The 23870-nt window shown below is 62.6% G+C and carries 19 protein-coding genes; 7 read left to right on the top strand and 12 right to left on the bottom strand.

Translation table 11 applies throughout. The features are described from left to right. Positions 1–170: 170 nt before the first annotated feature. From ACTHNE_RS11995 to ACTHNE_RS11980, 4 genes are all read left to right on the top strand, one after another. On the top strand, positions 171–1262 hold the full coding sequence (locus ACTHNE_RS11995) for an XdhC family protein (protein WP_440269363.1): 1092 nt from the start codon (positions 171–173) through the stop codon (positions 1260–1262). A gap of 17 nt (positions 1263–1279) precedes the next feature. Further along, on the top strand, positions 1280–1873 hold the full coding sequence (locus tag ACTHNE_RS11990) for a nucleotidyltransferase family protein (protein ID WP_324947315.1): 594 nt from the start codon (positions 1280–1282) through the stop codon (positions 1871–1873). 489 nt (positions 1874–2362) lie between these two features. Further along, positions 2363–2950, top strand: a complete 588-nt coding sequence (locus ACTHNE_RS11985) for an acetate uptake transporter (RefSeq protein WP_324947312.1) — start codon at positions 2363–2365, stop codon at positions 2948–2950. A gap of 16 nt (positions 2951–2966) precedes the next feature. Then, a complete protein-coding gene (locus ACTHNE_RS11980) occupies positions 2967–4391 on the top strand; it encodes a hypothetical protein (RefSeq protein WP_440269362.1) in 1425 nt (474 codons plus the stop codon). Positions 4392–4504: 113 nt separating this feature from the next. Here the strand turns inward: ACTHNE_RS11980 and ACTHNE_RS11975 are convergent, their stop codons facing one another. From ACTHNE_RS11975 to ACTHNE_RS11955, 5 genes are read right to left on the bottom strand one after another with little or no spacing between them, the layout of a single operon-like run. Next, positions 4505–5944, bottom strand: a complete 1440-nt coding sequence (locus ACTHNE_RS11975; RefSeq protein WP_440269361.1) for an efflux transporter outer membrane subunit — start codon at positions 5942–5944, stop codon at positions 4505–4507. A gap of 19 nt (positions 5945–5963) precedes the next feature. Then, positions 5964–6986 carry an HlyD family secretion protein gene (locus ACTHNE_RS11970; protein WP_324940866.1) on the bottom strand — a complete coding sequence of 341 codons (1023 nt, stop codon included), beginning with the start codon at positions 6984–6986 and terminating at the stop codon, positions 5964–5966. Positions 6987–7011: 25 nt separating this feature from the next. Next, a complete protein-coding gene (locus tag ACTHNE_RS11965; protein ID WP_324940869.1) occupies positions 7012–7209 on the bottom strand; it encodes a DUF1656 domain-containing protein in 198 nt (65 codons plus the stop codon). Further along, positions 7199–9322, bottom strand: a complete 2124-nt coding sequence (locus tag ACTHNE_RS11960) for an FUSC family protein (RefSeq protein WP_324940872.1) — start codon at positions 9320–9322, stop codon at positions 7199–7201. The genes ACTHNE_RS11965 and ACTHNE_RS11960 overlap by 11 nt, the downstream gene beginning before the upstream one ends. A gap of 13 nt (positions 9323–9335) precedes the next feature. After that, positions 9336–9827 (bottom strand): MarR family transcriptional regulator, encoded by a 492-nt coding sequence (locus tag ACTHNE_RS11955; RefSeq protein WP_324940875.1) that lies wholly within the window; start codon positions 9825–9827, stop codon positions 9336–9338. Between the two features lie 303 nt (positions 9828–10130). On the opposite strand from ACTHNE_RS11955, the gene ACTHNE_RS11950 reads away from it, so the two are divergent. Both ACTHNE_RS11950 and ACTHNE_RS11945 read left to right on the top strand, forming a co-directional pair. After that, positions 10131–11966, top strand: a complete 1836-nt coding sequence (locus ACTHNE_RS11950; protein ID WP_324940878.1) for a YncE family protein — start codon at positions 10131–10133, stop codon at positions 11964–11966. A gap of 139 nt (positions 11967–12105) precedes the next feature. Beyond that, the gene (locus tag ACTHNE_RS11945) at positions 12106–15066 is read left to right on the top strand and encodes a TonB-dependent receptor plug domain-containing protein (protein ID WP_324940881.1); all 2961 of its coding nucleotides are present in this window, start codon (positions 12106–12108) and stop codon (positions 15064–15066) included. A 338-nt stretch (positions 15067–15404) separates the two neighbouring features. Here ACTHNE_RS11945 and ACTHNE_RS11940 read toward each other — a convergent pair whose 3' ends face one another. Further along, positions 15405–16814 carry an ATP-binding protein gene (locus tag ACTHNE_RS11940; RefSeq protein ID WP_440269360.1) on the bottom strand — a complete coding sequence of 470 codons (1410 nt, stop codon included), beginning with the start codon at positions 16812–16814 and terminating at the stop codon, positions 15405–15407. Beyond that, complete coding sequence (locus ACTHNE_RS11935; RefSeq protein ID WP_324940886.1) at positions 16811–17467, bottom strand: response regulator transcription factor; 657 nt, start codon at positions 17465–17467, stop codon at positions 16811–16813. Before ACTHNE_RS11935 ends, ACTHNE_RS11940 begins: the two co-directional genes overlap by 4 nt. 272 nt (positions 17468–17739) lie before the next feature. Here ACTHNE_RS11935 and ACTHNE_RS11930 point away from each other — a divergent pair, with 272 nt between their 5' ends. Continuing rightward, complete coding sequence (locus ACTHNE_RS11930) at positions 17740–19206, top strand: MFS transporter (RefSeq protein ID WP_324940889.1); 1467 nt, start codon at positions 17740–17742, stop codon at positions 19204–19206. Here ACTHNE_RS11930 and ACTHNE_RS11925 read toward each other — a convergent pair. The 5 genes from ACTHNE_RS11925 to ACTHNE_RS11905 all read right to left on the bottom strand — a co-directional run bounded on the left by ACTHNE_RS11925 (position 19200) and on the right by ACTHNE_RS11905 (position 23615). After that, the gene (locus ACTHNE_RS11925; RefSeq protein ID WP_324940892.1) at positions 19200–19385 is read right to left on the bottom strand and encodes a hypothetical protein; all 186 of its coding nucleotides are present in this window, start codon (positions 19383–19385) and stop codon (positions 19200–19202) included. The genes ACTHNE_RS11930 and ACTHNE_RS11925 overlap by 7 nt on opposite strands. Before the next feature lie 71 nt (positions 19386–19456). Beyond that, complete coding sequence (locus ACTHNE_RS11920) at positions 19457–20116, bottom strand: DUF2931 family protein (RefSeq protein WP_440269359.1); 660 nt, start codon at positions 20114–20116, stop codon at positions 19457–19459. An 80-nt stretch (positions 20117–20196) separates the two neighbouring features. Beyond that, the gene (locus ACTHNE_RS11915; protein WP_324940898.1) at positions 20197–20853 is read right to left on the bottom strand and encodes a DUF2931 family protein; all 657 of its coding nucleotides are present in this window, start codon (positions 20851–20853) and stop codon (positions 20197–20199) included. 72 nt (positions 20854–20925) lie between these two features. Further along, on the bottom strand, positions 20926–21597 hold the full coding sequence (locus ACTHNE_RS11910; RefSeq protein ID WP_440269358.1) for a DUF2931 family protein: 672 nt from the start codon (positions 21595–21597) through the stop codon (positions 20926–20928). Between the two features lie 8 nt (positions 21598–21605). Continuing rightward, complete coding sequence (locus ACTHNE_RS11905; RefSeq protein ID WP_440269357.1) at positions 21606–23615, bottom strand: PAAR domain-containing protein; 2010 nt, start codon at positions 23613–23615, stop codon at positions 21606–21608. Between the last annotated feature and the right edge of the window lie 255 nt (positions 23616–23870).

Below are 23870 nucleotides of genomic sequence, written 5' to 3'. Positions count from 1 at the left end.
GCTGCATGTCTGGACTGGATTCCGGCGTTCGCCGGAATGACGATTGGTTGGCATCATCATCCTGGTCCGATCAAACAATACATCCCTCATCAAAGCGATGGCATCGACCGGCAAAGCCATGACACCATCGCGCCTGGCGATTCTGCTCCCTTTATCCATCGACAGCAAAGATGAATTCGGCCCACGAGCTAAGCATCTTGATCGCAGCACTGCGCGATCTCCATCGCAACGGCACATCCAAGGCCGCCCTTGCCACGCTGACGCGCACGCGCGGCTCCACCTTCCGCCGCCCCGGCACGCGCATGCTGGTGCTGGGCGACGGACAGGTGGTGTGCGAACTTTCCGGTGGCTGCCCGCAACGCGACATCGTGGCGCACGCGCTGGAGATCATCGACAGCGGCGAGCCGAAACTGGTGCGCTACAACGCCGAATCGGGGCTGGATGTATTGATCGAAATGGGCTGTGGCGGCGAACTGGAAGTGCTGATCGAACCGCTGCTGGCGGTCCATGATACCGACTTCATCGATACCCTGGCGCGCTGCCTGGACGAGCGGCGCATCATCCACATGGCCACGCTGTTTGCGCAAAACGACCGGGCCGTGATGCCGCGGCGACGGGCATGGAACGGGCATGAGGTGCTTTACGACGCCATCGGCGATGCATCGCTGACGCAGGCCATCATGGCGCAGGCATCCGCATCGACCAGTCATCGCGCGCATGCGTTTAGCCTTCCATCCATCCACGGCAGCGTCGACGTGCTGCTGGAAGTGATCGCCCCGCCGCATGCCCTGGTGGTGATCGGCAGCAGCGCCGCCGCGCGCGCATTGCTGCCCCTGGCCAGTGCATTGGGCTGGCGCACCACGCTGGTCGATAGCGACCCGGCCCGCTTGCGCGCCGCCGACCTGCCGACGGGTCTGCACACCGCATGCGCCACGCCACAGCAGCTGATGGATACGGTGGCGCTGGACACGCACAGCTCCGTGGTGGTGATGACCCACAACCTGGAACAGGACATCGCCTATCTCAGCGCATTGCGCCATGCGCCGGTGACCTATCTCGGCGCCCTGGGTTCGCGCGAACGCGTGGCGCGCATGCGCGGCAGTTCCGCGCTCGAGGGTATGCACGTGCATGCGCCGGCCGGCCTGGATATCGGCTCGGAAACGCCGGAGGAAATCGCCCTGGCGATCGCTGCGGAAATCATGGCGGTGGTCAACCATCGCAACGGCGGCCACCTGCGCGACAACGACGGCGCCATCCACTGATGCCGGCCTTCTCGCCCGTGACGCTTCTGCTCGCCGCCGGCGAAGGCAGCCGCTTCGGCGGCGCCAAGCAGCTCGCCGATATCGGCGGCGAACCGATGGTGCGGCGCGTGGCGCGCGCGCTGCTGGATACCGATGCGCCGCTTATCGTGGTGACCGGTGCTTATGCCGATGAGGTGGAAGACGTGCTCGATGATCTTCCGCTCAGCGTCGTGCGCTGCGAAGACTGGCAGCTGGGCATGGGCAACTCGCTGGCCGCCGGTGCGAACGAATTGATGCGCATGTTCCCGCATGCGTCGGCAGCGCTGGTCGCATTGGCCGATCAGCCCCTGCTCAGTACAGCTGTTTTCCGCGCCATGCTGGAGCGCCATCGGCATGCGCCCGATCGCGTATTGGCCACCGCGCATGACGGCGTACAAGGGCCGCCAGCCTTGTTTCCTCGCGATTGTTTTACGACCCTGGCGACGCTGTCCGGCCCGAAGGGCGCACGCGCCGTATTGCAACGCGAAGCGGCACGGGTGGAACTGTTCGCTGCTGGCAACGTGGTGGATGTGGACACGCCGGATGATCTGCGCACCGTGCAGGCGTCGCTTGGCCGAAAACCGCATTCTTAGGGCACGCGAAAAGGCCCCCGTAGGTTGGGTAGAGCCTCGGACTTGATCCGGGACTCTACCCAACCTACGGAGCCATTGCTGGAAAGGTTGGCGAGGCAAGCGATGCCGGCAGTTCAAACCATACGTGGAATTGACGTCCGGACATCTATTTTTTTTGTCGCATTTCGGTAAAGTTCGGCCATCCGTGCTGCATCTCGGCAGGATGTCCTGGCGGGGAGAGGGTGCGGACCAGAAGCCTGGCGCATGGCCCAGGCATCGAAGGGAGGGGTTTCATTCGAAAAGGGCGTGAGCCCTCGCCACGAGCGATCGCCCTTTGCCAGCGTTCACCGCGCTTGATCTATCGCAACCGAACCTGGATTCGTCACCACCATACTGCGCATCGCTGCGGGGTAGCGCCCCGCATAGTTCCTCGAAGTCAGGGAGCCGCACGCTGCGGGCAACATGGAGCACGCACTCCATCCTATTTTCTTCTTTGGGGAGGTTCCTGACATGAGCAATGAACAGGCTGCTACGCGATTCTCCAATCCGGCTCCGCTGGGCCTGGCGGGGTTTGCATTGACGACGTGGTTGTTGAGCATGATCAACGCCGGCTGGTTCACCGGCGACGCCATGAACATGGTGCTGGCGGTGGCGTTGGCCTATGGCGGCACGGCGCAGATGATCGCCGGCGTGATGGAACTGCCGCGCGGCAATACCTTCGGCGCCACGGCCTTCGTGAGCTATGGCGCGTTCTGGTGGTCGTTCGCGTTGTTCGTCTTGTTTCTGCACGACAAAGTGCCTGCCGCGTTCGTCGGCTGGTATCTCTTCATGTGGGGCGTGTTCACCTTCTACATGTGGATCGGCACGCTGCGCGCCGCACGCGCGTTGCAGCTTATTTTCCTGGCCTTGTGGATCACCTTTTTCCTGCTCGCGGCGGGTGAATGGACCGGCATGCCCGGCCTGCACACCGCAGGCGGCTACGTAGGTCTGCTGACGGCATTGCTGGCGTTTTATCTCTCGGCAGCCGAAATCATCAACGACGGTCACAAGCGCGTGGTGCTGCCCACCGGTGCGCCGGGGCCGGCCAACCTGCGATAGCGAGGAGGAGCCACCCATGAAACGACATGCCCTGTTTATGGCGCTTGCGGCAGTGGGCCTGGCCGCAACCGCGCCCGCCTTTGCGCAAAGCAGCCGCGACAAGGAGATCAAGGCACTCAAAGCGCTGGTCGAAAAGCAGCAGCAACAGCTCAACCAGCAGCAGCAGGATCTGCAGCAACTGCACGAGGCCTTGAGCCAGCTGCAGAACCAGCAAACGCAGCAGCAGACGCAGATCCAGCAGACCCAGCAGGCGCAAGCCCAGGTGCAAACTACTGTGGCAGCGGTGCAGAAGCAGGCACCGACCTTCAGCAGCGCGCCGGGTGTGGCGGTGACGCTGCATGGCTTTATCGATGCGACGGCGTTCTCGCAGAGCAAGAGCTTCACCTTCGGCAATGGCCAGAACGCCGAGTATCCGATTCCGGGCACCAAGGGCACGCTCAGCGGCGTGGACGTTCGCAACACGCGCTTCTGGCTGGATTTCACTGGCGCCAAGGTGGCCGGCGACTGGGTCGGCGGCGGACACCTGGAAATGGATTTCTTCGGCGGCAACAACGGCACCGGACCGTACTCGCAAGAGCAGCCGCTGCCACGCCTGCGCCAGGCCTACATGGTGCTGGAAAACCCGCTGACCGGCAGTTCGTTCAAGATCGGCCAGCAATGGGATCTGATGTTCCCGCTGGACGACCTGCCCAATTCGCTCAGCCATATCGCCTTCCCGCTCGGTTACGGCAGCGGCATCATCGGTTGGCGTTTCCCGGGCATCGTGTTCTCGCAGGCGCTCAACCACGGCTCGACCGGGCCGCAATGGCGTTTGGATGTCGGCGCATTCGAAGGCACCTGGAATGGTCCGGGCTCGCCGGTGAACTATCTAAGCGCAGGCAACGCCGGTTTCCGTCCGCAGATCGAAGCCAGGCTGCACGTGGAACAACCGAAGGAATGGCTGTTGTTCGCCGCCGCGCACTGGAGCCAGATCAACCTGGCCGGCGTGGGCGGCACCGAAGCGACACCGGTCAAGCGCCAGTTCGCCAGCGAAGCCTTCGAAGTCGGCGGTCAATGGACGCCCGGCCAATGGGTGTTGCGGAGCGTGGCCTACACCGGCCGCGGCATCGGCCAGATCTTCGGCGACCTCTCGCAATTCGGCGACATCAAGGACACCGGCGCCTATGTGATGGGCGGCTACAAGTTCACCCCGAACTGGAGCGCGAACGTGTTTTACGCCTTCAGCAAACCCAACAGCAATGATGTGATGCGCTGGCTCAACCACGGCGCCACCGGCTTGCTGAAGGATCGCCAGGTGGCCGCGAACGTGCAGTACAGCGTGGGCGATTACTCGTTTGCGCTGGAGTGGATCCACGCGATTCTCAATTCCACGTCCAATGGCGTGAATCGGGTGACGACCAGTGGGAATCAGGTGAATGTGAGTGCGTTTTATAAGTTTTGAGGAGTTCCGGATCCCTCTTCCGTTGCAGGGGATCATTACGTAGGTTGGGGTGCAAACCCCAACATCGCGATGCATGAATATGACGATGTTGGGGTTGGCACCCCAACCTACGTTTATCGCTTCATGTGCGTGCGGTAACCGCCGCCCAACGCATTGATCAATCGGATCGACAGATCTGCCTGCTGGCTCTGCAGCGCCGCCAGACGCTGATCGACCAGCAGCAGTTGCTGGCGGCTCGCCAGCGGGGTCAGCGGACCGCTCACGCCTCCTTTGTAGGCGGACATCGCATCGTTCCAGCTCTTCTGCGCGTCCTGCTTGGCGCGTTGCTCGAGCGTGATCTGCGTGCGTATCGAGGCCAGCGCCGACACCAGGTCGGAAACCTCGTTCACCGCGCCGATCAGCAAGCTGTTGTAGCGCGCGACGGCTTCGTCGTAGCGCGCATCGGCGCCGGCGAGATGGGCGCGCAGGCGGCCGCCGTCGAAGATCGGCAGGCTCAGCGCGGGTCCCGCCGAATACGTGCGCGCCGGCAACTGGAATACGTTGGTGCTGCCGCCAACCGCGACCAGGCCGGCCATCGCGCTCAAACTGATATTGGGCAGAAACTGCGTCTTGGCGGCCTTGATGTCCTTGGCGGCGGCTTCGACCTGCCAGCGTGCGGCCACCAGGTCGGCGCGACGGCCGATCAGGTCCACCTGCAGCGTATCGGGCACCGCGATCAGGCCCGGATCGAGCAGATGCGGACGCGCGATACTCAGGCCACGATCCGGCCCCTGCCCGAGCAACACGGAAAGACTGCTGCGTGCGGCGTCGATGGCACGATCGGCTTGGGTCTTTTGCTGTTCCGCGCTGGCGACTTGCGAGTCGGCAAAGGCTTCCTGCTGCGGCGTACCCAAACCACCCTGCACCAGGCGCCGGGTGAAGCCAAGCGTTTGCGAGGCGCGCTGCCATTCGCCTTCGGCAACATCTTTTTGCGCAAAGGCGTAGCCCAGCGCTACGTACGCGCGCGCCACGTTGACGGAAAGCTGGATGCGCGCCGCATAAGCCTCGACATCCGCCGCGCGGCTACGCCCGAGCGCCGCTTCCCACGCATCGCGCCTGCCGCCCCACAGGTCGATATCCCAGGAGAAATTGGCCGACACGGCTTTGCCCCAGGCGAAATGGCCCAGCACATACGGCGGATAGATCGGGTCCTTCAAGGACAGGCGGCTGCCTTCTACGCCCGCTTCCAAGCTCGCCTGCGGCAGACGCGCCGCGTAGGCCGTATCGACAATCGCCTGCGCCTGCTTCGCGCGCGCTTCGGCCTCGGCCAGGCCTGGATTGTTGTTCAGCGCTTCGTCGATCAACGCGCCAAGTTGTGGATCGCCAAAGCCCTTCCACCAGTCTTGCGCCGGCCATGCGGTGGGGCTCAGCGGCACGTTGACGAAACTCTGTTCGCTCTTGAGGCTGCCCGCGTCCAGCGTTTTGCCGGTGGGATGCAAACCTCCCGGCGTGGCGCAGCCGGCGAGTACGGTGCCGAACGCAAACACGCAGGCGATGCGAAAACGAGAAGACATGTTCAATTGCATGGCACGCTCACTGACGTTGCGCCAGCGCATCGCCGTGCCCGCCCGGATGCACGATCAAGGTCGCCGTCTGCCCTGCTACCAGCACCGTGCCGGCCGGCATGTGCTCGGTATCGATGCTTACGCGCACCGGCACGCGCTGCGCCAGGCGCACCCAGTTGAAGGTGGGATTGATGTTGGCCAGGAGATCCGCGCCCGTGGGATCGACAGCGCCGGCGATACCGCGCGCCACGCCCTCCACCGTGCCGCGCAGATGCACGCCACCGCTCATTAGCCGGATATCTACCGGATCGCCGATGCGCAGATGCGGCAGCTTGGTTTCCTCGAAATAGCCGTCCACCCAGAACGAGCGGCTGTCGATCAATGCCAGCCGCGGCGCGCCGGCACTGGCGTAGTCGCCCACGCGCACCAAAAGGTTGGTGACATAGCCGTCGACCGGCGAGCGAACTTCGGTGCGTTGCAGGTTGAGTTCCGCCGTCGCCAGCGCGGCCTGCGCCTGCTTCACCGAAGCTTGCGCCTGCTGCTGTGCCGCCGTGGCCTGTTCGACGCCAGCGCGCGCCTTGTCCCAGGTGGCGCGCGCGGCGTCGGCGGTGGCACGGGCGTTGGCCAGGTCTTCGCTGGAGATCACGTCCTTCAAGCCCTGGCGGCGCCTGGATTGCGCTTCGTACATGGCGGAATTGGCTTGAGCTTGCGTGGTGCCCGCCTTGGCCGCATCGATGTTCGCCTGCGCGGCCGTTACGGCTGCCTGCGCGGCGGCGAGATTCGCCTTGGCCTGTTCCACCGCGTCGGCGTAGCGGGCGCGGTCGATCACGAACAACACCTCGCCTTTCTTCACTGGTTGGTTGTCGACCACGTTGACCGCGGTCACCAGGCCGGAGACATCCGGCGCGATGCGCACTACGTTGGCGCGGATGCGTCCGTCGCGGGTCCAAGGCGAGTACATGTAGTGCCGCCACATGCCATAGCCGATGATCACGGCAAGCAGCACGAAGACGGCGGTGATGGCGATGCGGATGTAGAGAGTGTTTTTCATAAGTGTATGAAGGAGCTTGCCCTGCTTAGAGGGTCAACAAGGCGAGGCCGCCGAAAACGCACACGAAAAACGCCATGCGCAACAGTGCTGGATGCCACACGTAGCGGTACATGCCGTAGCGGCCGACCACCCAGTCGAACAACAGCAACAGCGCCGCGGCGAGCAGGAACCAGATCAGCAACGCGGGAATCAATGCACCACCGATGGCGATTTCACGTGGCATGGGCAACTCCTGGTGCGGCGGGATGGGCTTGCATGTAAGCACCGAGCACGGATTGTTCGTCCAGCATGGCCAGGCGCAACACGTGCAGATGACTCAGCAGCGGCGCCATGGCTTCGTCGCCTTCGATCATCGCAGTGGTGGCGGCAAGCGCGCTGCGCGCCTGCGCGTAGGTATCGGCGTGCGGATAGTCGAAAAGCTGCGCGATCGTGTCGATGGTGCGTTCGATCGCTTCGCGCGCGTCCTCGGGCAGGCGGCGGCCGGCCATGTCGTCGCGCAGCTCGATCAGGGTGCGCCCCACTTCGTGCACGGACAGCGCCCACGCCAACAGGCTGCGCGAGGCCTGGCTGCCGCGCTCGGTCTGCGCCACGATCTGGCCGAACAGATCGTGATTGACGCTTTCGAACCGCGCGCGCAAACCCGGCAATGGTGCGGTGGCGGCCAGCCGCACCTGGCGGCGCAAACGCTCCAGCTGGCGCGTGCGCAACCATGGGCTGCCGATGGCAGACGGCAACAGCACGAAGGCTACGGCGGTGGCGGCCAGCCCTATCAATTGGGCCAGCGTGTCGTTCCAGAAAAAAACCACGTCGTAATGCATGTCGTTGCGCATCGCGAGGGTCAAGGTAAAACCCATGCAGTAACCCACGCCGATGCGCGCCGTGGTAGGCCATGCCATCATCGCCAGGCCGATCATCAGGAACGGCGCAGAGCCGGCCACCAGCAAGCCGAAGCTGTCCATCAGCGGCAGCACGAAGAACTGGCAGACGAAGCTTGCGCACATACCGATGAAAAAGCCCATGGAAGTCTGCTGCACCCATTGGCTGGGATTGGGCGCGGCGGCGAACAGGCCGGCGAATACCGTAGCCAGCAACATCGCCGACCCACCCGATGGCCACGCGGAGCCGATCCAGAACAGGCTCAACGCGCCCATGACCAGCGAGGTGCGCAGCATCGCCAGCGCGGCACCGAAATAATCGTTGCCGCGCTCGAAGCGCACGCGCTCGGTCACCGTGCCGGCAAGCCGCGGCGCCTGCAGCTCCGAGGCCGTTTCGATATAGCCACAGAGCTCGTCGACGAAGCGATCGACCAGGGTGGCGCCAGTGTCGAAATCGAGCATATCGTAGGCGGAATCCATGTCAGCGCGCAGCATCGCCTTGCGCGCCTTGATCGCCAGCCGTGCGTGCTCCATCCGCGGCAGCAGCACGCGCGCCGCGGCGCCCGCTTCGATCGGCGCATCGAGCGCGTCGGCCAACGGTCGGTACAGGTCGATCAGCGCGCCGGCGGCGGCCTCATGCCCGCGGCGCTTCAGGCGGTTGATCAGATGGTGTAGCGTCTGCAGCGTGGTGGAGGCGGCCATGAAGCGTTGATTGAGCAGCAGCATATGGCCACTGCGCGCACGCGCTTCCGGATCTTCGAAGATCACCGAACTGCGCAGGTCTTCCACCGCGACCGCGTCACGCACGAAGCGCAGGTGCGCGTTCTCTATATCGGCGCGCGCCACCTTTCCGCACATCGCACGCTGCACGAAATCGATGAAGTTGGCGAACTGGGCGCGGCATAGCCGACGCAGGTCGTCACGGATGCGGCTGGGAAACACCAGGTCGCTCACCACACCGGAGACAATCAAGCCCAGCAGCACTTCGCTCAGGCGCCAGATCGCCGAATCGAACACTTCCAGCGGGCTGTTGATCGCCGGCAAGGCGACGATCGCCGCCGTGTAGCCAGCCAGCACGAACGCATAGGATTTGAAATTGCGATACAGCGTGGCGCCGCCGGCGCACACGCCGATCCACAGCGACAGCACTGAAAGGAACAGCACGCGCTCCTGCGGAAAGAACGCCACGATCAGGAACCCCGCCAGCGCGCCGACCAGCGTACCGATGGCACGATAGAAACTCTTGGCCAGTACCATGCCAGTCTGCCGGTTGGCAACGATGATGGTGGTGAGCACTGCCGTGGAAGGCTGCGGCAGCGCCAGGCGCATCGCCAGCCAACCGGTGAGATAGAAGGCCAGCAGCGACTTGGCCACGAACAGCCAGGTAGCCGTTTCCCCGCGCAGGCTCGCCATGATGGCTTCGCGGGTGGACGAGGGTGCCTGGACTTCGGTTACGGACATGACGGCGCTCGCCTCAGTCAGCCAACCCGCTCAGGAACTTCTTCAACAGCTTTTCGAGCTGGACCTGCTCGGAAACCTTCAGATGCCGTCCCTGCTTTCCCAGCAACGTGCAGATGTCCGGCAACAGACTGTCCAGCAAGGCCTGTCCTTGTGGCGTCAAGCTCAGTTCGATCTTGCGGCGGTCGTCCGCGCTGGCATGGCGCGCGATCAATCGCTTGTCGCACAACTCGTTGGTCAGGCGCGTGATGTTGGCGGACTTCTCCCCCGCCGCTTCGGCCAGTTCCGACGGCGACATCGTACCGCTGGGCGAGCCGTAGAGCATCATCAGCAGGTTGTATTGCGGATGGTTGATGCCGTAGGGCCGAAGCGTGAGATTGGCCTCGTCGTGCAGCTGCTTGTGAATGTGCTTGATCAGGCGCACCAGGGTGGCCGGGCGGCGCGGAAACGCCGGGTAGCGGCGGCACGTGACGGCGAGACGTTGTTCGGTGGTGGCGAAGTCGGCCATGTCGTCGCTCCTGCTTCGACGAGGTACATTTATAGATATTATATAAATGTACTATTTAGTTGTAAACAAGCTCTGGCCGCAAAGCCATGTAGGCTGGGATGCAATCCCAGCGTCGCCAAAAACGCATGTCATCCGCATGATGCGGCAACGTTTACATCGCTCCCCATGCTGCAATGCAACCTTAATCATTCTTAAGGTGCCTTACAGGAACGCGTCAGGTTAAAGGGCTATCTGTACGCCAAGGTCGCGCTGCGTCGATGAGGAGCCGGCCATCATTGCCAACCAACAGGGAACATACCCACCATGATTCGTCGCGCTCTCGCCGTTGCGATTGCTCTTGTGACACTGCCGCTGTACGCACAGAGCACCCCCAAAACCTATGCGCAGGAACTGGTCGATCAAACCACGGCGGCGCACCCTGACATCATCGTCATGGCGATCCATGCCACGCCGCCCAAACAGAAAGACAATGTGATCATCGCCTCCAACATCGGCCGCATAGGCAAGAAAGCCGATTCGGACGACATGGGCGTGGTCACCAGCGGCAAGCCGCTGGTCGAGGTCAACAAGGCCGGCGACCGGCTGGAAGTGGAAGTGCCGCTGTTCGATACCACCGGCGACACGCTCGGCGCGCTCAGCATCGTCTATCCGTACAAGAACGGCGACGACAAGCAGGCCTTGCAGCAGAAGGCCGAGCAGATCCGCGACCAGCTCGCGCGGCGCATCTCCAACCAGGGCAACCTGACCCAGCCCTATCGCTACGACGCCACTACGCCGACCAACACGCTGGCGCAACAGGTGGTCGACGAAACCATGGCCGCGCATCCGGAAGTGATCATCCTGGCCATCCACGCCACGCCGCCGGGCGGCAAGACCAACGTGATCGTCGGCTCCAGCATCGGTCGCATCGGCAAGGCCGCGGATGAAGACGATCTGCGCGCGATCAAGACCGGCATTCCCAATCTGGAAGTGAACGGCAGCCGTTTCGAAGTCGAAACGCGCCAGCTCGACGCAAAGAAGCGGATCATCGGCGCAGTCGGCGTCGTTTTCCGGTACAAGCCCGGCGACGACCAGAAAGCGTTGGAGAAGCAGGGCTACGCCATCCGCGATGAAATGGCGGCCAAGATTCCCTCGCTCGAAAAGCTGATGGAACCGGTTTCCGGCGCCGCCAGCGCGTCCTCCGCCCCGGCCACCCTGATCGGCCGCAGCACCGCGTGGAAACCGGAATACTCCGGCGATTTCGATCATTTCGGCGTCGACACCAAGCGCAACAAATTGCTGCTTGCGGCCGAAGACCACGGCACGCTGGAAGTGTTCGACCTCAACACCGGCGCGCATGAAAAGACCATCACCGACACTTTCAGCACGCCACACGCCATTCTGTATCTACCCGCGCAGGATCGGCTGATCGTCACCGACAGCGGCAAGGGCGGCACGCGCATCCTCGATGCGGCCACCTACAAGGTGCTCGGCTACATCGCTCTGGAACCGGGCGCCGATTCCATGGAATACGACAAGGGCAGCAATCTTCTTTATATCGTCAGCGGCGGTAAAGACGTCGATATGAAGGAGTGCTTCCTCAACGAGATCGACCCGCTGAGCGGCAAGGTGTATCGCAAGCTGCGCTTCGATTCCGACCACGTCGAAGCCGTGCGCGCGGAGGAGCACGGCAACCATCTGTTCGTCAACGTCGCCGATAAGAACCGCGTCGACGTGGTGGACAAGAAAACGCTGAAGGTGGTCGCCAGCTGGCCGCTGACCGGTGCGGAAACCAACCTGAGCATGGCCCTGGACGAGGCGGATCATCGCCTGTTCGTGGGCACGCGCAAGCCCGCCAAGCTGATCGTGCTCGATACCGACAACGGCAAGACCGTGGCGACGCTCGACTCGCCATCGACCTCCGACGGCCTTTTCTACGACAGCGTGCAAAAACGCATCTATATCCCGGGCGGCGACGGATACCTGGGCATCTACCAGCAGAACGACGCCGACCACTACACGCAACTGGCGCGCGTGCCCAGCGCCAAGGGCGCCAAATCCGGCATGTTGTGGAAGCCGCTCAATCGCGTCTACCTCGCCGCCTCGCCGGGCGATAACAACAAAGGGGGGGAAATTCTGTGGTACGCGCTGCATCCGTAAGGCTGCAGCGGGCAACACACACGTACGACATTTCATGAACTGCGGCCGGCGGCCGTGCATCTCACTCGAATCAACGCAGGACTGCATGGCCGCCGATTGAACCAGTAGCTAACGTGTCATCCGGGGAGGGATAGACGTTATGCATAGCTTGACCGTAAAGCCATTGTTTGGCGCATTGTTGATCGCCATGGGCGCGACATGCGCAACCACCACCCTGTACGCAGACGATGCCCCGCAGCAAAACCCGGGTGCTTCTGCAGGTTCCACCAGCCCGACGGAACAGTCCGGCTCGCAGCAAAAGCCCACCACTCTGCAGGCGGTAGTGGTCACCGGCTCCAACTTGCCGGTGTCTCCGGATGAAGTCGTGGTTCCCGTCGTCACCGTCGACAGCGATTCGCTCAAGGCAAGCGGCGTCAATTCCAACGTGCTCGATCTGCTGCGCAAGGTTGTCCCTTCGTTTGCAGGCCGCAGCAACACCGGCACCAGCAACGCGAACAACAATAATCAGAACACGGCCGGCGGATCCCAATTGCAACTGCGCAATCTCGACACCCTGGTGCTGGTGGACGGCCACCGCGTGGCGACCAGCGGCATCAATGGCATCGGCGGCAAGAACTTCGTCGACGTCAACCAGATCCCGATCTCGGCCATCGACCACATCGAAGTACTGACCGATGGCGCGTCGGCCATCTATGGCTCCGACGCGATCGGTGGCGTGGTGAACATCATCCTGAAGAAGGATTACCAGGGCGCCGAAGTGGGCGTGCGATACGGCGCCGCCAGCGGCAACTACCGCGAAAAATCCGGGTATTTCGTGGCGGGCACCACGCTGCACGGCGTGCACATCACAGTCACCGGCAGCGAATCGAGGACATCGCCGCTTGCCCAGGATGCCCGCAGTTTCACTAGCCCGCTCTACGGCCGCATTTCCAACATACCAGGAACCGTGGGTGCGAACGGCAAATTCCCCGGCGCCATTCTCGCTCCAGGCCTCAGTTCCCCTGCGCAAAACAATCCCACCGGCACGCAGGCGACCGCCACCAGTGTCAACAGCCTGATCGCCAACGGTACATATCTGGCGACCACACCTACCGCCGTGGCCAACGGCTTTGACGTATCGCCCTACCAGACCTTGCTGGAACGGCAGGACCAAAAGGGTTTGAGCGCAAATCTTTCCGCCGATCTGCTGGACAACAACAAGCTCACTGCTTTCGGCAACATTCTGTATTCGCGCACCAAGAGTTCCACCCAGTGGCTGCCGATCCGCACCACCGTATCGCTACCGGCCGGCGCACCTTATAACCCACTGACGACGAAGTTCAACAATATCGCGTTCGGCTACCTGCCCAATCCGCAGCGGTTCACCAACAGTGCGGAAGGCTTCCGGGTGGTCGCCGGTTTGCGTGGCGACATCACCCACGACTGGAACTGGGAAGCGACGATCGACCACAGCGAAAGCAAGCTAGAACAGGACCAGTTCAACGTCATTTACGCGCCCAACGTGGCGCGTGCGGTCGCAGGCGGCTATGACGCACAGGGCAATCCCGTCGCCGGTGGCGCCTACAGCCGCGTACAAACCGACTTCTCCAGCACCGGCCCGTTCGTCATCCAGCCGGCGCTCAACCCGCTGGCGGTGACGTCGGGCATCACACCGGCCATGCTTGCCAATCTCTACGGCACGGAAGTGATTCACGCCAAGAGCAGCCTGGATGCGTTCGATGCCAAGGTGGTCGGCAAGCTGTTCAAGCTGCCGGCCGGCTCGATCGGCTTCGCCTTCGGCGTGGAGGCTCGGCGCGAATCGCTCTCCGCCTATACCGACATCAACGGCAGAAACACGGGCCCCACCGCGCACAACTGGATCGGCGGCACCTCGGCCGATCCTTTCTCCCGAGGACGCAACGTCGATAGCGCCTATAGCGAAATACGCGTACCGATCACCAGCTCGAGCTGGTCGGCACCGGGCTTCCATGCCTTCGACCTGATTGCCGCCGCACGCTACGAGCATTACAGCGATGCGGGCAATTCCTTGGTGCCCAAGTTCGGCTTCCGCTGGCAGCCGATCGACAACCAGATCACCTTGCGCGGATCGTTCTCCCGCTCATTCACCGCGCCAACCTTGTACGCGTTGAGCGGCCCGACCGATACGCGACTGGTGGGCAGCGGCGTCATTCAATCGGTGTTCGGCATACCGGGGCTGCAGTTCAACGGCGAAGACGGCAACAATCCGCAGCTGAAACCGAGCAAGGCCGTGACCCGCTCGGTAGGCATCACCTTCACCCCGCAAGCCCTGCCCGGCCTTACGGCCTCGATCGATTATTCCTCGGTGGACCAGCGCGGCTATCCGGGCGGCATCGGATTTACCAACATTCTGCAGAGCGTCAACGAGCTTGGCTCGGCATCGGCCTTCTCTTCCAACCTGGCCATGGGCAATTTCCCGGGACAGCCGGGCGCAACGCCGTTCACCGCGCCAGGACAAGTGGAGGCCTATCTGCGTTCCGGCGGCAATCCGTTGAACCTGTACGCGATTGACCGCTTCACCAATCTCGGCGGCCTGCATGTACGCTCGGCGAACATGACGGCGGAATACTATTTCGTCAGCGACAAGGCCGGCACGTTCACGTTCTCCACCAACGGGGCCATGTTCTTCAAGTACCAGTTCCAGGCGTTGCCCGGCCAGCAGTTCTACAACTACGCCGGCTTCGCCACCAACAACGGCACCGGCGTACAGGGCACGATTCCGCGGTTTGCCTTCTACACCACCGCCGATTGGCAGTATGGCCACTGGGATTTCACGATCGGCAATCACTACATGTCCTCGGTCACCGACATCGGCCCGGGCGGCGTAGTCTTTGCCGAAAGCAGCACGCTCAAGCGCGTTCCGGTGAGCAGCTACATGACGTGGGATCTGCGCGTGGGCTACGGCGTGGATCTGGATTCGAAAGGCATCGTCAAGGGCTGGTCGGTAGGCGTGGGCGTCAACAACATCGCCAACCGCATGCCACCGCTTTCACCGCAAGCATTTACCGATAACAACGCCGACGTAGCGACATATTCGCCGATCGGTCGATTGATCTATGCCACTGCAACGATCAAGTTCTAGGAGACTTTCGGGCTTTGGAGGTCGAGGCGAAAATCCGACTACGCGAGGACAGATTTTCGGCGATTCGCCGGCCCATAGTGGTTCTATGGGCCAAGAATCGACGGAAATATGGGCCGCGTAGGTGGATTTGCAGCCCGGCCATCCAAAGTCCGACAGGCTCCGAAGTTTGACCGCGACGAGGCGGGCGATTCACGTACCACCCCAGGAACCCCTGCGTGGATCGCCCGTCTCTCGCCCCTTTTTTCGCATCGTCACGTATGCAGGCTGGGATGCAATCCCAGCGTTCTCATGCATGGCGATGCTGGGATTGCATCCCAGCCTACGTGTCCGATTCCACTTCAAGCCTTCATCAGCGCCGGCACCACCGTGCGCAATGCCTCGGTGGCCGATGATAGAACCGGAAGCTCGAAACTCACCCTCAAGCCCGACCCGTCCTTGCGCGGCTGCGCCTGGATGCGTCCGCCATGCAGCCCGATGATGCTGCGGCAGATGGTGAGGCCCAGGCCGCTGCCGTGATCTTCCCCGGTAGGTACGTTGAAGCGCACGAAGCGATCGAAGACGCGCTCGCATTGTTCTTCCGTCAAGCCGGGGCCTTCGTCTTCCAGGCTGACGCACCAGCTTCCCTCGGCAATGATGGATTTCAAGGCGATCAATCCATTCGGCGGTGACACGCGCAAGGCGTTGGTGAGCAGATTGAAGATCACCTGGCGCAGCCATTTCTCTTCCATCGCCACCAGGCCATCGCCCGCGTGCGCACAACACAGCCGCCGGCCGCGATGCTCGACCAATGCGCGTAAATCCGGCTCGATGCTGTGCAGGAAGCACGCCGGGCGCTGCTGGACCAGATTGAGCTTGACGCCGTTGACCTCGGCGCGCGAGATGAACAGTAGCTCGTCGACCAGTTGGTTGATGCGCGCCAGTTCGTCGAGCTGCACCAGCACGGCATCTTCATGGCGTCGCTCCAGCCTGCCTTCCACCAGCAGCCGCTCGGCATGCAGGCGCACCAGCGATAGCGGTGTCTTCAGCTCGTGCGATACCTCTTCGGCGAACTGGCGGCTCTGCTTGAACGATGCTTCCAGGCGATCGAACATCTGGTTGAGCAAGCGCACCAGGTCGAACAATTCGTCGTTGCCGCTGGGCGGTACGGCGATGCGTTCGGCGAGGTTGTCCGAACCGATCCGGTTGGCGGTTTCGCCGATCAACCTTACCGGACGCAGGATCATGCGGCTGGTGCCGATGCCGATCAGCCCGCTGGCCAGCAGCATGATCACCACCAGCGCAACGCACACTTCGACATAGGCCGCCAGGCTCTGCCGCATTTGCCGGGTGGGCGTACCGATGGTGACGTCGAACGGCGGCATGATGAATTCGCCCACGCGCAATTCGCCCACGCCCGCTACGGAGGTGTAGTAGACGTGCTGGCCCGGTACGTCGGGAATCGGTTTGCCATCGAGGTTGTTGGAATAGAACAGAATGTCGTGCGGCGGCTGGTCGATGTTGATGTAGAACAGCACCGAAGCGTAGTTGGTGGTTTCGCGGATGCGCTGGTCCACGATCTGCGGGGTGAGCGCGCTGTAGTCGGTGCCAAGGCGCGCACGAATCTGCTCGAATTCGGTCTTGTTGAGCAGGTCCAGGTCGCGCTGAATATAATTTTCCAGCAGCAGGTAGCCGACCACGAACAGCACCACCAGCGTGATCGTGGCACTCATGGCGTACCACAGGCTGATGCGTGCCCGCAGCGACTTCATACCAGCTGGTAGCCTATCCCGCGCAGTGTCTTGAACATGGGCGTGGCGTCATCTTCGAGCTTGGCGCGCAGCCGGCTCATGTAGACGTCCAGCAGATTGTCTTCCACCAGACCGGGCCATATGCGCTCGGAAATGTAGGAGCGCGTCAGGGTGCGTCCGGCGTTCTGCATGAATATTTCCAGCAGCGCGAATTCGCGGCTGGTGAGCTCCACCGGCTGGCCGCGCAAGCGCACAGTGCGGCTCAGCAGGTCGAGCTTGATGGATTTATGCTCGAGCACGGTGTTCTTGACTGCCGATTGCCGGCGCATCAGCGAGCGCACATGGGCGAGCAGTTCTTCGAAGCTGAAGGGCTTGGGCAGATAGTCGTCGGCGCCGAGATTCAATCCGGCGATGCGATCGTCCACTGTGTCGCGCGCACTCAGGATCAACACCGGTTCGTTGAAACCGCAGCGGCGCCACTCGCATAACAGATCCAACCCATCCCCATCGGGCAGGCCCAAATCGAGAATGATCACGTCGAAGTTGTCTTCGGCCAGCGTATCGCGCGCTGCCTTGCAGCTCTGTGCCCATTCCGCGGTATAGGAACGCTCGCTGAAACCACGTTTCAGGAATTGGCCCAGCTTGTACTGGTCCTCGACGATCAAGACTTTCATTGACGAAACTCGCCCTCCCCGGACGTTTTCGAGTCTACGCCGAATGCCTGCACTTGCTTGACGCGCCGCACAAGCTCGCAGCGCTTATCTGAAATTTTTTTAAGGATGCTTTCATGAGCGCGACAGGAAACGGCTCTATGGTCATGACATCGTGCAGCAGTGCATCCATTGTCCCGGCAAACTTTCACTTTTCGATCGTGCTGAAATTCAACGCCCACCCGGAATGTTTTTTAATGCACAGTCACATCTCACACTCGCGCATCGAGGCCCTCATGAAGTTATCGGCAGGTACACCCCCTTCACCCGATCCCGCTCCTGTCGCGGAGAAGGAACCGGTCGCCCTGCCGGACGCACAGGCCACGATCGCCGCCCGCCTCGATCGACTGCCGGCGTCGGCCACGTTGTGGAAAATCATCGCGCTGATTTCCCTGGGCGGCTTGTTCGAGTACTACGACCTGTTCTTTACCGGCTACGTCGCACCGGGCATGGCCAAGTCCGGCTTGTTTTCGGCCGACTCGCTCGGCTTCTTCGCCAGCCTGGCCGGCATCAAGGTGGCGGGCGTCGGCACCTTCATCTTCTGCACCTTCGCGGGCCTGTGGGTGGGCGTGGCGTTTTTCAGCCATCTGGCCGATCGATTTGGCCGGCGGCCGGTATTTACCTGGTCACTGGTGTGGTACGTGTGCAGCACCACCGTGATGGCCTTTCAGCACACCGGCGAGCTGCTCAACCTGTGGCGCTTCATTGCCGGGGTGGGTTTCGGCGTGCAGCTGGTTACCATCGATACCTATATTTCCGAGCTCACCCCGTTGGCGTTGCGCGGGCGCGCGTTTTCGCTCAACCAGTTCGTATCGTTGGGCATCGTGCCGGTGGTGGCTTTGTTCGCCTGGCTGCTGGTGCCCACCGCGCCGTTCGGGCTGGATGGCTGGCGCTGGGTAGTCCTGATCGGCTCGGCCGGCGCCACGGTGGCGTGGTTCCTCATTCAACGGATACCGGAAAGTCCGCGCTGGCTGGTCCTGCACGGCCGCATCGCCGAGGCCGATACGATCACTACCGATCTGGAGCGCCGCGTCGCAAAAGATACCCGCAAGCCGCTGCCGGCGCCGCACCTGGAAACGCCGGAGGAAGAAATACCGGGCCGCTTCGGTGAAATCTTCTCGACGCACTACTGGCGCCGCACGCTGATGCTGTCGGTGTTCAACATGGCGCAGGTGATCGGTTTCTACGGTTTTGCGGCGTGGGTGCCGACGCTGCTGATCGCGCGCGGCATCAACATCACGCACAGCCTGCAGTACTCCTTCATCATCGCCATCGCCAATCCGTTCGGCCCGCTGCTCGGCACTTGGTTCGCCGATCACCTGGAGCGGAAAACGCAGATCATTCTTGGCCTGACCGTGATGGGCGTGGCGATGCTCGGCTTCGCGCATGCCAATTCACCGGTACTGCTGATTTCGCTGGGCGTGGTGTTCACGCTGGCCGCCAACATCATGTCCTACGCTTATCACAACTATCAGGCGGAGCTGTATCCCACGCGCATTCGCGCCCGCGCCGTCGGCTTCGTCTATTCATGGAGCCGCTTCGCCGCCGCGTTTGCGGGGCTTGCGATCGGGTATTTCCTCAATCTTGGTGGTGCGCTTGCGGTAGCCACGTTCGTGGCCATTGCGATGGTGGTGGGTATTACCGTCATCGGCGTGTTCGGGCCTTCCACGAAAGGCGTTGCGCTGGAGCGGATCAATCATTGAGCTGGCGCGAGAATCCAACCGCGCACATCCTCCACGTCGGCGGTTTCCAGCCATACCTCCATGTAGCGCGGGGCGCGAAAGCCCAGATACCACGAATCGTAAGGAAGCCGCGTTGGCGTTGCGCCCGCCAGCGCGCAGCCAGTGAGCAGCAGAACAAGGCCGTACGTGAGGTATCTCACGTGTTGGGCAGCACTTTGCGTTGCCCGTCGCGCTCGGGACGATTGGGATACAGCAGGTCGAGCGCGTCCGCTCATTGGACTGACTCGGTTGCAGCGGGGCATTTCCAGGAATCGTAGGGAATCGGATGAAGCCGCAGATATTCCTTCGACTCTGGGCCAAGCGTTACGTACCGTCCTTCGTATTTACCTTGATCCGGGCCCTTCGGCTCGATCTCGGCTTTCTGGCACAGGATTTCCACCGGCGTGCTGCTTGGGCTCATCACCCACGCCCTGATCCAGCCGCCCGGCGCCAAGCCGATCGCCAGCGCTTCCTGATATTCGTACTTGATGGGCGGACGCATCGACGGAGCCTTTTCGCGCATCCGCTGGCGTGCCGATGCGGGAATGTCCAGTACGGCGCGATAGGTCTGCGGTTCGGCCAGCGATTGCCAGCGGACGTATATCCGCTGAGGTAAAGCGGCACCTGTTATATCGCGGCCTTTTCCCCAACCCACCGGCTGGGACCAGCCGGCGGGATCGCCGCTGTAGTTGATGGCGACGGTGCCGGACATGGCGCCAGGGAAAATGCGCCCATGCACGTCTTCGACATCGGCGGTTTCCAGCCATACCTCCATATACGAGGGCGCCAGAAAACCCAGCCGCCAGGCGTCATAAGGCAGGCCGGTGCGCGGGCTGCCCGGCGCCGCGCAGCTGGCAAGCAGAGCGGTCGCCAGGCAAACGAGGGGCTTCATGGCGCGTTTCATCGGTTGGGCAGCACTTTGCGTTGCCCATCGCGCTCGGGATTGGGGTACAGCAGGTTGAGCGTGTCCGCTCATAGGACTGACGCGGTTGCAGAGGGGCATTTCCAGGAATCGTAGGGAACCGGATGAAGCCGCAGATATTCCTTCGACTCTGGGCCAAGCGTTACGTACCGTCCTTCGTATTTACCTTGATCCGGGCCCTTCGGCTCGATCTCGGCTTTCTGGCACAGGATTTCCACCGCCTTACTGCCCGGACTCTTCACCCATGCCTTGACCCATCCGCCGGGCGCCAAGGCGATGGTGAGGATGTTGCGGTATTCCTCCACCACCGGCACGGTGGTGGAGCGCGCCTTGCTCAGCATCAGCCGCCGCGTCGACTCCGGGATATCCAGCACGGCGCGATAGGTCTGCGGTTCCACCAGCGATTGCCAGCGCACATAGATGCGCTTGGGCAGGGCCGCGCCCGTAACATCACGGCCTGCGCCCATGGAAATGCGCTGGCCCCAGCCACCGGCCTCGCCGCTGTAGCTGATCGCCACCGTGCCGGACATGGCGCCGGGAAACACCCTACCGCGCACATCCTCCACGTCGGCGGTTTCCAACCATACCTCCATGTAGCGCGGGGCGCGAAAGCCCAGGTACCACGAATCGTAAGGAAGCCGCGTCGGTGTTGCACCCACCAGCGCGCAACCCGCTAGCACTACGAGGCTATAAGAGAGGTATCTCATGTGTTGGGCAGCACCTTGCGTTCCCTGTTGCGTTAGGGACGGTTGGGATACAGCAGGTTGAGCGTCCCCCGCTCATTGGACTGATGCTGTTGCAGCGGGGCATTTCCAAGATTCGTAAGGAATGGGGTGAGAAGTGATGTACCGCTGCGCCGCCGGTTCGAGCTGGTCAAACGCATAGGCATACTGTCCTTGATTGCGCCCCTCATCCGGGCCCTTCGGCTCGATCTCGGCTTTCTGGCAAAGGATTTCCACCGGCGTGCTGCTCGGGCTCATCACCCACGCTCTGATCCAACCGCCCGGCGCCAAGCCGATCGCCAGCGCTTCCTGATATTCGTACTTGATGGGCGGACGCATCGATGGAGCCTTTTCGCGCATCCGTTGGCGTGCCGATGCGGGAATGTGCAACACGGCGCGATAGGTCTGCGGTTCGGCCAGCGATTGCCAGCGGACGTATATCCGCTGAGGTAAAGCGCCACCCGTTATATTGCGGCCTTTTCCCCAACCCACCGGCTGGGGCCAGCCAGTGGGATCGCCGCTGTAGTTGATGGCGACGGTGCCGGACATGGCGCCATGGAAAATGCGCCCCTGCACGTCTTCCACGTCGGCGGTTTCCAGCCATACCTCCATGTACGAAGGTGCCAGGAAACCCAGCCGCCAGGCGTCATAAGGCAGGCCGGTGCGCGGGCTGCCCAGCGCCGCGCAGCCGGCAAGCAGAGCGGTCGCCAGGCAAACGAGGGGCTTCATGGCGCGCTTCATCGGTTGGGCAGCACTTTGCGTTGTCCGTCGCGCTCGGGGCGGTTGGGGTACAGCAGGTCGAGCGAAATGCCGCTGTGCTGGTATTTGCCCGCAAGGATGTTCCAGTGCGCGGACTGATGCAGGTATTTGCGTGCCAGTAGTGCCTGTTCCTGCGCATCGAGCAACTGGCCCGCGAGCAGCTTGGTGGCGACGGATTGCAGCTCATCCGGCAGACGATGGGCCTGATCGTTGGGAACGGGTTTGAACATTACCCCTGCATCGATTGCCAGCTTATGCATCATCCGCAACGCGATCAGCTGGTAGCTGGCCTCAATCGAGCGCTTCAGGCGCAGCGTGGCGTAGACGGTGGGGAGGGTCTGCTTCACCACACTCTGGTGCGATTGCTGCCGGTGCTGCAGCACCAGCCAGGCGTCGACCGTCAGCGCCTGGGCGGGCTCGCCGTTCTTGTCGGGCGGGGTGGAGGTGTCGATATCTATGCCGCCGAGCCGCTGTTTCCACGCGGGCAACTGTTGCGCCACTTCCCGCCAGGCCCGGCTTTGCGAGAGGTCGTTGCGTAGCGCGGGCAGCGCGCCCAGCGGCTCGTCGTGGCGCACCGGCTCGATCAGCATCAGCGGCCCTTCTTCGCGGTGGCGGTAGCCGCCGCCGATATCCGAATGCACGCCGGGCAGCGGGATCTCCTGATGCTGGGGCACGACGGTGGTGAGCATGAAGTTGGCGCGGTGTTCGTCGCGCGCGGCGATCTGCACTACTTTGCGGGCGCAGCCGGCAGGCAGGCCGATCCGCAGCGACCCGGTATGGCCGGCGCGCACGTTGAAGCCGTCGGCGAGGCTGGCGTACGACACCACCGTATCGAACAGGCCGACGAAGCCGACGCGGACGTCGTGATCGGCGTCGAAGGCGTCGGTGAAACGCGCAGCGCTGGCCGGCAAGGCGGACGCGAGCGGGCCTTGCCGCTTGCGGTTGATCTCGTTGACGAAGTGGCGTGCCGCCGCCGCGCCGCGGCTAAAGCCGAAGGCGTCGAATTCGATCGCTTCGATGGCGGCATCAGGATGGCGCTGACCGAATAGCTCCATCTGCTTGGGAATCAATACCGTGATCGCGTGCTTGACACGTTCGAGCATGCCGGTTTCGCCGGTGCCGAAGGCGTAGCCGGGCATTAGCGTGTCGGGCTTGCCTGCGGTGGTGCCGATACCGTCAATGTAGATCGGGATGAAGTATTCGCTATCTGCCTCGTTAAACCCCGTCGTGGCGCTGTCCCGATACAACTGATACAACCGCCACACATTCGTATACCCGCCCTCGTAGCTGGAACGCTCCTTCAGCATGTACGGCTCGCAATGCGCGGCGATGGCCTGCTGTTCCTGCGCGCTCTGCCCGAGCGCATCGCCGCTGGAAGCCTTGCACTGCGCGAACAGGTCGGTGTTGCCGGCGTTGTTGCCAGTGCCGTCGAAGAACACGCCGATGCGCAGGGCGCAGCGGCGCTCGTTCGCCCTGTGCCGCTCGTTGCGCGACTGAAGGTCGGAGGATGACGCGTAGCGCGCGCCAGCGCTCCTCGCCGCAAGCGCGGTGAGAGTAAAAGCAGCACCCTCACCGACGACGTCGACCTTCGCTGCGCTAACGTCGTGAATATACGAACGCCGCCCATGGACAGCGATGAGTTTGGGAGGGCGCTCGCACTTGCACAGCACGATATCCCCTTCGACCGCTTCGCGTGCCTGGATGGTCTCGTCGTACATGCGCAAGCTGTCGCGCGGCGTTCCGTTGCCCTGCACGATTTTCCCGGTGCTCTGGCATACCCCGCAATAGGCGAGATGTCCGATAAAAGTCTGATTGCGCATACGCCCATCGTGGCCTTCGATGGTGCACTGGGGCGTTCCTTGAATAACCCTGCTGCCAGAACCGCTGTCGAGCGGGTCATCCTCCACGATGTGATAGAAGAACGTCATGACCTGGCTCCTCCACCCCACATCATCCGTAGCGGGCCGGAGCGAGTAGGTAAAGGCCACATGGTTTTTCTATCTGCGCCCGCCACGGCCGGGCGCAGATCCTGGTTGTGCAGCTCCGAAAGTACGGCGATGACAACGCCGTGAATGGTGGTGGGGTCCCCGTGCTTGCCCATCCTCATGATCGATGCTTCCCTGGGTGACGCGAAATGCGTCGCGAGGTGCAAAGCAAATAACGTCAGCGCCTGGAAGTCATCGGTATTTGGCGGGCAGCAAGGTCAGCAAAATACCTTGTTTGCATACGATTGCGCTTGCCGG

Source organism: Dyella sp. (genome assembly GCF_051954575.1).
Lineage (GTDB): Bacteria > Pseudomonadota > Gammaproteobacteria > Xanthomonadales > Rhodanobacteraceae > Dyella_B.
Note: the sequence above shows the minus strand (reverse complement) of the source record. Positions and strands in the feature narration are given on the sequence as shown.

Bases quoted from the DNA above. Each gene is read 5' to 3' on its own strand.
- ACTHNE_RS11975 (WP_440269361.1), bottom strand. From the start codon at position 5,944: ATGTCTTCTCGTTTTCGCATCGCCTGCGTGTTTGCGTTCGGCACCGTA.
- ACTHNE_RS11915 (WP_324940898.1), bottom strand. From the start codon at position 20,853: ATGAGATACCTCTCTTATAGCCTCGTAGTGCTAGCGGGTTGCGCGCTG.
- ACTHNE_RS11920 (WP_440269359.1), bottom strand. From the start codon at position 20,116: ATGAAGCCCCTCGTTTGCCTGGCGACCGCTCTGCTTGCCAGCTGCGCG.
- ACTHNE_RS11910 (WP_440269358.1), bottom strand. From the start codon at position 21,597: ATGAAGCCCCTCGTTTGCCTGGCGACCGCTCTGCTTGCCGGCTGCGCG.
- ACTHNE_RS11970 (WP_324940866.1), bottom strand. From the start codon at position 6,986: ATGAAAAACACTCTCTACATCCGCATCGCCATCACCGCCGTCTTCGTG.
- ACTHNE_RS11960 (WP_324940872.1), bottom strand. From the start codon at position 9,322: ATGTCCGTAACCGAAGTCCAGGCACCCTCGTCCACCCGCGAAGCCATC.
- ACTHNE_RS11950 (WP_324940878.1), top strand. From the start codon at position 10,131: ATGATTCGTCGCGCTCTCGCCGTTGCGATTGCTCTTGTGACACTGCCG.
- ACTHNE_RS11940 (WP_440269360.1), bottom strand. From the start codon at position 16,814: ATGAAGTCGCTGCGGGCACGCATCAGCCTGTGGTACGCCATGAGTGCC.
- ACTHNE_RS11955 (WP_324940875.1), bottom strand. From the start codon at position 9,827: ATGGCCGACTTCGCCACCACCGAACAACGTCTCGCCGTCACGTGCCGC.
- ACTHNE_RS11995 (WP_440269363.1), top strand. From the start codon at position 171: ATGAATTCGGCCCACGAGCTAAGCATCTTGATCGCAGCACTGCGCGAT.
- ACTHNE_RS11930 (WP_324940889.1), top strand. From the start codon at position 17,740: ATGAAGTTATCGGCAGGTACACCCCCTTCACCCGATCCCGCTCCTGTC.
- ACTHNE_RS11980 (WP_440269362.1), top strand. From the start codon at position 2,967: ATGAAACGACATGCCCTGTTTATGGCGCTTGCGGCAGTGGGCCTGGCC.
- ACTHNE_RS11935 (WP_324940886.1), bottom strand. From the start codon at position 17,467: ATGAAAGTCTTGATCGTCGAGGACCAGTACAAGCTGGGCCAATTCCTG.
- ACTHNE_RS11985 (WP_324947312.1), top strand. From the start codon at position 2,363: ATGAGCAATGAACAGGCTGCTACGCGATTCTCCAATCCGGCTCCGCTG.
- ACTHNE_RS11945 (WP_324940881.1), top strand. From the start codon at position 12,106: ATGCATAGCTTGACCGTAAAGCCATTGTTTGGCGCATTGTTGATCGCC.
- ACTHNE_RS11965 (WP_324940869.1), bottom strand. From the start codon at position 7,209: ATGCCACGTGAAATCGCCATCGGTGGTGCATTGATTCCCGCGTTGCTG.